The following is a 5,816-nucleotide window of genomic DNA, read 5'->3' as shown; positions in this document are numbered from 1 at the left end:
TTCGGCCGCAAGTCGCTGAACGAGATCAAGGAAGTCCTGACGACGATGGGCCTCAGCCTCGGCATGGACGTGCCGAACTGGCCGCCCGAAAACATCGAAGACCTGGCCAAGAAGTTCGACGACCAGATCTAGTTTCAACCCTCCGCCCTTGATCCCGAGCGGGTCGCGGAGCGGTTAGAATGACAAGCCCAAGGTCCGTCAGAGCGCGGAAACCGGGGTTGAGTAGGAGAGACCCCGATGCGCCACGGCGCCGCCTATCGCAAGCTCGGTCGTACGAGCGCACACCGGACCGCCATGTTCGCCAACATGGCTGCGTCGCTGATCAAGCACGAGCAGATCACGACCACGCTGCCCAAGGCCAAGGAACTGCGTCCCTTCGTCGAGAAGCTGGTCACGCTGGCCAAGAAGGGCGACCTGCATGCGCGTCGTCAGGCCATCAGCCAGGTTCGCGACGTGCCGCAGGTCGGCAAGCTGTTCGAGACGATCGGCCCGCGCTACGCCGACCGCAACGGCGGCTACATCCGCATCATGAAGGCCGGCTACCGCCACGGCGACAACGCCGCCATGGCCGTGATTGAGTTCGTCGACCGCGACTCCGACGCCAAGGGTCTGGATTCGGGCCCGGTCTACGCCGTCGAGGGCGACGACGAGGCGTAAGCCTCGGCTCATCAAGCATTGAAGGGCGGCTGGTTGATCCAGCCGCCCTTTTTCTTTGCTCGCCGACGAGGCAGAACGCCGCGATGAGCGACGTGCAGATCATTCCGTTTACGCCCGCCCACGCCGCGGCTTGGGCGGCGCTGAATGAGGCGTGGCTGGCCGAGGGCGGCTTCGCCATAGAGGCCAAGGACCGCGCGGTGATCGAGGACCCGCAATCCACGATCCTGAACGCAGGCGGTCGCATCTTCATCGCGGAACGCGGCGGCCAGGCGGTCGGCTGCTGCGCCCTGATGACGATGGACGACGGCGGCTTCGAGGTGGCCAAGATGACGGTCTCGCCCGCCGCTCGCGGGCTGGGCCTGGGACGCCGCCTGCTGCAGGCCTGCGAGACCGCCGCGCGCGCCGCCGGCGCCCCGCGGCTGTACCTCGAGACCAGCAGCACCCTGAAGCCGGCGGGAGCGCTGTATCGCAGCTTCGGCTTCGTCGATCTGCCGCCGCGGCCTAGCCCCTATGTCCGGGCCGACGTGTTCATGGAGAAGCGTCTCTGAAGACGGTTCGGGCGCTCAGTCCGCCAGAACTGAGCGCAGATTAGTCCCGTCAGGACTCATCAAATAGAGTCTCCCCGAGCCGGACCGGTCGGATGAGAAAACCAGCGTACTGGCGTCCGGGGACCAGGCGGGCATGCGGTCCGGCCCGGCGCTCTGCGTCAGGCGCGTCGGAGCCGACCCGTCGGCCGCCATGACGTAGACTTCATCGTCTCCGTCTCGCCGTGAGAAGAAGACCAGCCTGCGGCCGTCCGGGGACCATTTCGGCAAACTGTCATGGGCAGGATGATTGGTGAGATTGCGCTGCTCTGAGCCGTCACCGTTCATGATGTAGATCTCTCGATTCCCGTCTCGCCGGGACTCGAACAGGATCATGCGTCCGTCCGGCGACCACACGGGCGCCTGGTTGGGGCCGGCGCCGCTCGTCAGGGGCTGCGCAGGGCCCAGAGTCCAGCTCCCGTCGGAGGCTCGGGTGACGCTCGCGCGGTAGATCTGGTCGCCCTGGCCGGCACGATCCGAGTTCCAGAGCGCGCTCGAACCGTCCGGCGAAAGCGCCACCGGACCGTCAGATCCAGCGGATTTCGTCAGGCTTTGCTGGCGGCAGCCGCCGGCCGTCATCGCATAGGCTTCTCGGTGGCCATCTCGGGTCGAGTCGAAAAATATCGTCTGTCCGTCCGCCGCCCAAGCGGGATGGGCGTCGACCAAAGGGGCGTCCGTCAGCCGCTCCAGACCCGTGCCATCCGGTCGGACACGGTAGACATCGATCGCGGCGTCGGAACTGACCGTGAAAGCGATCCAGGCGCCGTCCGGCGACCATGCCGGATAGTGGTGGCTCGTCCCGGGGGCGAGGACATCATCCGCAGGAGGCAGGGCGCAGTCGTAGGCGACCGACGGAGCGGGGGCGAGGCTGGCCAAGGCCGCGCCCAGCGCCACCATCTGGTGCATGAAGGCTGACATCCTCGAACGCTGGCACAGGGGATTCCCGCTCGCAATCCAGTGTGCCGTGCAGCGTGCCAACCCGCGGGTTTGTCGCTGCGACCCCTTTTTCGCCCCTCCACCTGAAGTCTGCGGCGCGGCGGGCGGCGGCCTATTCCTTCGACAGATCCTGCCGCTTGAACCAGAGGATAGCCAGCGCCAGCGGAACGAGCGTCCAGAGGGCGAGACCCACCAAAGCCGGGAGCATGGCGTTCTCCACCCCCGGAATGGTGGTGATGCCCGGCACGACCATGCCCTTCAGCGTGTCGTAGGCGAGACCGGGCAGCATCAGCTGGGACGTCCAGTCGCTCGGCTTCAGGCCCAGCAGCATCATCACCGGCATCTGGCCGAGGATCGACTGTCCGAAGCCGAGCACCCAGGGGGCGAACAGGCTGGCCAGCAGCGAGCGGGTCAGCACCGCCGTCAGCAGGGCGACGAGACCGAACTGGATGATCCGGACGAAGGACAGCACCGCCAGCAGGACCGCGTCGCCCGCTTCCGCGGCGCCCAGGGAGAAGCTCATCGGCCGCTCGTAGATCATGGCCTGCGCGATCAGGTAGACGACGCTGGCGACGAGGAAGAGGCCCATGGTGGCGAGGGCCAGCACCTTCATCGTGCCGACCTTGCCGAGGATCAGGGAGGTGCGGTCGTTACGGGCGCTGATCAGTCGCCAGGTCTCCCAGCGATAGTCCCCGGCGTAGACGGTCGCGGCGGCGATCAGCATGAACACCAGCACCGCGCCGTTGGCGCCCTTGTCGGCGGCCAACACGAAGGCCTCCCCGATGTTGACGGGCTGGCTGGAGACGACGGCGATGCCCAACTTGGCCGCCAGCTCGCCGCCCTTGGCTTCCGAGATCATGTGATAGGCGATGCTGCCGGCCGCGAAGAGCAGGGGCACCAGCACGACGCTGAACAGGATCGTGATGCGGTTGCGCAGGATGCGGTAGGTTTCGGCCTTCAGGGCGTCAAACAGCACGGTCGGCCTCCACGGTCTGAACGACGCCGGTCTCGGTGAAGAAGATGGCTTCGAGGTCGGCGCCGACCCATCGCGCCTCAAGCACGTCGACGCCGCGCTGGACCAAGGCCCGGATCAGTTCGGGGCCCTCGGCGCGGCTGACGTTCGCCAGCACGGCGCCGCCTTCCTCGCGTCCGCGGTCTCCGAGCAGGGCGAGAGCCTCGGCCACAGGCGTCACCGACAGCCGCAGCCGCTCGCCGACCGCGGTCAATTCGCTGACCGATCCTTCGCGGACAAGCTTGCCCTTGTTGAGGATCGCCACCCGGTCACAGACGCGCTGCACCTCGAGCAACTGGTGGCTGGCCAGCACCACGGTCACGCCGTCGTTGTCGGCGAGGCTGCGGATCAGGGCCCGCATCTCCTGAATGCCGGGGGGATCCATGCCGCTGGTCGGCTCGTCGAGGATGATCAGCTCCGGCTCGCTCAGCAGGGCGCCCGCGACCCCCAGCCGCTGCATCATCCCAACCGAGAAGCCGCGCACCTTGCGGTCCGCCGCCTCGGTCAGGCCCACGCGCTCCAGCCAACCCTCGATGCCGGCCTGGCCCGCCACGCCGTGTTCCAGCGCCAGCCAGCGCAGCACCTGCCGGGCGGTCATGTAGGGCGGGAAGCGCGGGGTCTCGATCATCGAACCCATGCGCCGCATGGCCGCCACGTCCCCGACCCCGCCGCCCATCACCGAGGCCGAACCGTCCGTGGCGCGGATCAGGCCCAGCAGGATGCGGAACAGGGTCGACTTGCCGGCCCCGTTCGGCCCCAGCACGCCATAGACCCCGCCGCGCGGGATGCTCAGGTCCAGCCCGTCGAGGGCGCGCACGCTTCCATATTTCTTGGTCAGGCCGCTGACGTGAATCACGGGGTGGTCGGTGGAGGCTGTCATGAGGTCACGTTGACCGTGCGCCGCCGGTTCGCGCAACCCGTCGCGGGATTAAGCTTTGGCAACCTCGGCTTGCGGCATGGCCATGCCGAAGCAGATCAATTCGCCGTCGGGCGCGAGGACCAGCAGTTCCCTCTGGCCGTAGGTCTTGTCCGCAGGCCCGTGCACATGTTCGGGCGGGAGGGTGTCCAGCTTCGGCTTCAGCTCGGCGTACAGGGCGTCCACATCCCGCACGTCGATATAATAGGCGAAGCGCCGATGGCCCGGCGCGACCACGCGGCTCTCGGCCTCCAGCAGGCGAAACCCGACCGTCTCGCGATGGATGTAGGCGTATCCCGGCTGCCGGAACGGCACGGTGAAACCGAGGATGTCGGTGAAAAAGTCCAAGGCCTCCTGCAGATCCGCGACATGCAGGAAAGGCGTCACCTGAATGAAGTTCGTCATGTCTGCCTCCGCTCCGTTCCTATCTCAGGGCTGACGTAAAGGCACGGTTCCGCTAGAAGGCGCGACCCCGAGAGCCGCCCATGTTCGCCCTGTCTTCCCTCCGCTCCCACCGCGCCGCCCTCGCCTTCATCTTCGTGACGGCGGTGCTCGATATCGTGGCCATGGGAATCATCATCCCTGTGCTGCCGGGGCTGATCGAGGACTTTGTCGGCTCCAACGCCCGCGCGGGCGTCATCAACGGCGTGTTCGTGGCGCTATGGGCGGGGATGCAGTTCATCTGCTCGCCGATCATCGGCTCGCTGTCGGACAAGTACGGCCGCCGCCCGGTGATCCTGATCAGCTGCGCCGGACTGTCGCTCGACTATGTGCTGATGGCGCTGGCGCCGGACCTGTGGTGGCTGGCGCTCGGCCGGATCATCGCCGGGATCACCTCGTCCAGCTTCACGACGGTCTACGCCTACATGGCCGACATCACGGCGCCGGAGAAACGCGCCCGGGCCTACGGCCTGATCGGCGCCGCCTTCTCGGCCGGCTTCGTGCTCGGCCCGGTGCTGGGCGGCTTCCTCGGCGAGTTCGGGCCGCGCGTGCCGTTCTGGTTCGCCGCCGCCCTGTCCGGCGTGGCCTTCCTCTACGGCCTACTGGTCCTGCCCGAGAGCCTGCCGCCCGAGAAGCGGATGGCGTTCAGCTGGAAGCGCGCCAATCCGGTCGGATCGCTGATCCTGCTGAAGCGGCACCCCGAACTCAGCGGCTTGGCCGTCGTGAACTTCCTCCTCTACTTCGCCCACCACGTCTTCTCGGCGGTGTTCGTGCTCTACGCCGCCTGGCGCTACGGCTGGGGACCGCGCGAGGTCGGTCTGCTGCTGGCGCTTGTCGGAGTGCTGGACATGCTGGTGCAGGGCGTGCTGGTCGGGCCGGTGGTCAAGCGGCTGGGCGACAGCTGGACCATGGTGCTCGGCCTCGTCGGCGGCACGGTGGGGATCGCCGCCATGGGCTGGGCCCCAGACGGGCTGATGTTCGTCGCCGCCATGCTGCCGAACGCGCTCTGGGGCCTGGCCATGCCGACGCTGCAGTCGTTGATGACCCGCCGCGTCGGCGAGGACGAGCAGGGCCAGCTGCAGGGCGCGAACATGAGCGTCGCCTCAATCGCGGGCGTCATGTCGCCGCTGTTCTTCGGCTGGGTCTATTCGCTATCGGTGGGAGAGGGGGCCCTGATCCAGATGCCCGGCCTGTCCTTCTATCTCGCGGCCCTGGTCCTGTTCGCCGGGGCGGTGATCGGCTGGCTTGTCGGCCGCGGCGCGGAACGGCG

Annotated in this window: 7 protein-coding genes and 1 pseudogene; 4 read left to right on the top strand and 4 right to left on the bottom strand. The window is 67.6% G+C overall.

All coding sequences use genetic code 11. The features are described from left to right. The 3 genes and pseudogenes from VGB60_RS04690 to VGB60_RS04680 all read left to right on the top strand — a co-directional run. A pseudogene (locus VGB60_RS04690) lies at nt 1-132 on the top strand (DNA-directed RNA polymerase subunit alpha); the annotation flags it as partial. A 105-nt stretch (nt 133-237) separates the two neighbouring features. Beyond that, nucleotides 238-657: a 50S ribosomal protein L17 gene (rplQ, locus tag VGB60_RS04685; RefSeq protein WP_331037115.1), complete on the top strand. Its 420-nt coding sequence runs from the start codon at nt 238-240 to the stop codon at nt 655-657. 83 nt (nt 658-740) lie between these two features. Then, complete coding sequence (locus tag VGB60_RS04680) at nt 741-1,205, top strand: GNAT family N-acetyltransferase (protein ID WP_331037114.1); 465 nt, start codon at nt 741-743, stop codon at nt 1,203-1,205. 15 nt (nt 1,206-1,220) lie between these two features. Here VGB60_RS04680 and VGB60_RS04675 read toward each other — a convergent pair whose 3' ends face one another. From VGB60_RS04675 to VGB60_RS04660, 4 genes are all read right to left on the bottom strand, one after another. Continuing rightward, on the bottom strand, nt 1,221-2,159 hold the full coding sequence (locus VGB60_RS04675) for an LpqB family beta-propeller domain-containing protein (RefSeq protein WP_331037113.1): 939 nt from the start codon (nt 2,157-2,159) through the stop codon (nt 1,221-1,223). 130 nt (nt 2,160-2,289) lie between these two features. After that, entirely contained in the window at nt 2,290-3,153 is an 864-nt protein-coding gene (locus VGB60_RS04670; RefSeq protein ID WP_331037112.1) for a hypothetical protein, read from the bottom strand. Continuing rightward, complete coding sequence (locus VGB60_RS04665) at nt 3,143-4,069, bottom strand: ABC transporter ATP-binding protein (protein ID WP_331037111.1); 927 nt, start codon at nt 4,067-4,069, stop codon at nt 3,143-3,145. Before VGB60_RS04665 ends, VGB60_RS04670 begins: the two co-directional genes overlap by 11 nt. 48 nt (nt 4,070-4,117) lie before the next feature. Beyond that, nucleotides 4,118-4,510, bottom strand: coding sequence for a VOC family protein (locus VGB60_RS04660; protein ID WP_331037110.1), 393 nt, complete (start codon nt 4,508-4,510; stop codon nt 4,118-4,120). Between the two features lie 80 nt (nt 4,511-4,590). Between VGB60_RS04660 and VGB60_RS04655 the strand changes: the two genes are divergently transcribed. Then, the coding region (locus VGB60_RS04655) for a TCR/Tet family MFS transporter (RefSeq protein WP_331037109.1) at nt 4,591-5,816 on the top strand (1,226 nt) is incomplete at its 3' end.

This window comes from Brevundimonas sp. (assembly GCF_036399195.1).
GTDB lineage: Bacteria > Pseudomonadota > Alphaproteobacteria > Caulobacterales > Caulobacteraceae > Brevundimonas.
This window is presented reverse-complemented; position numbering and strand designations above follow the sequence as displayed.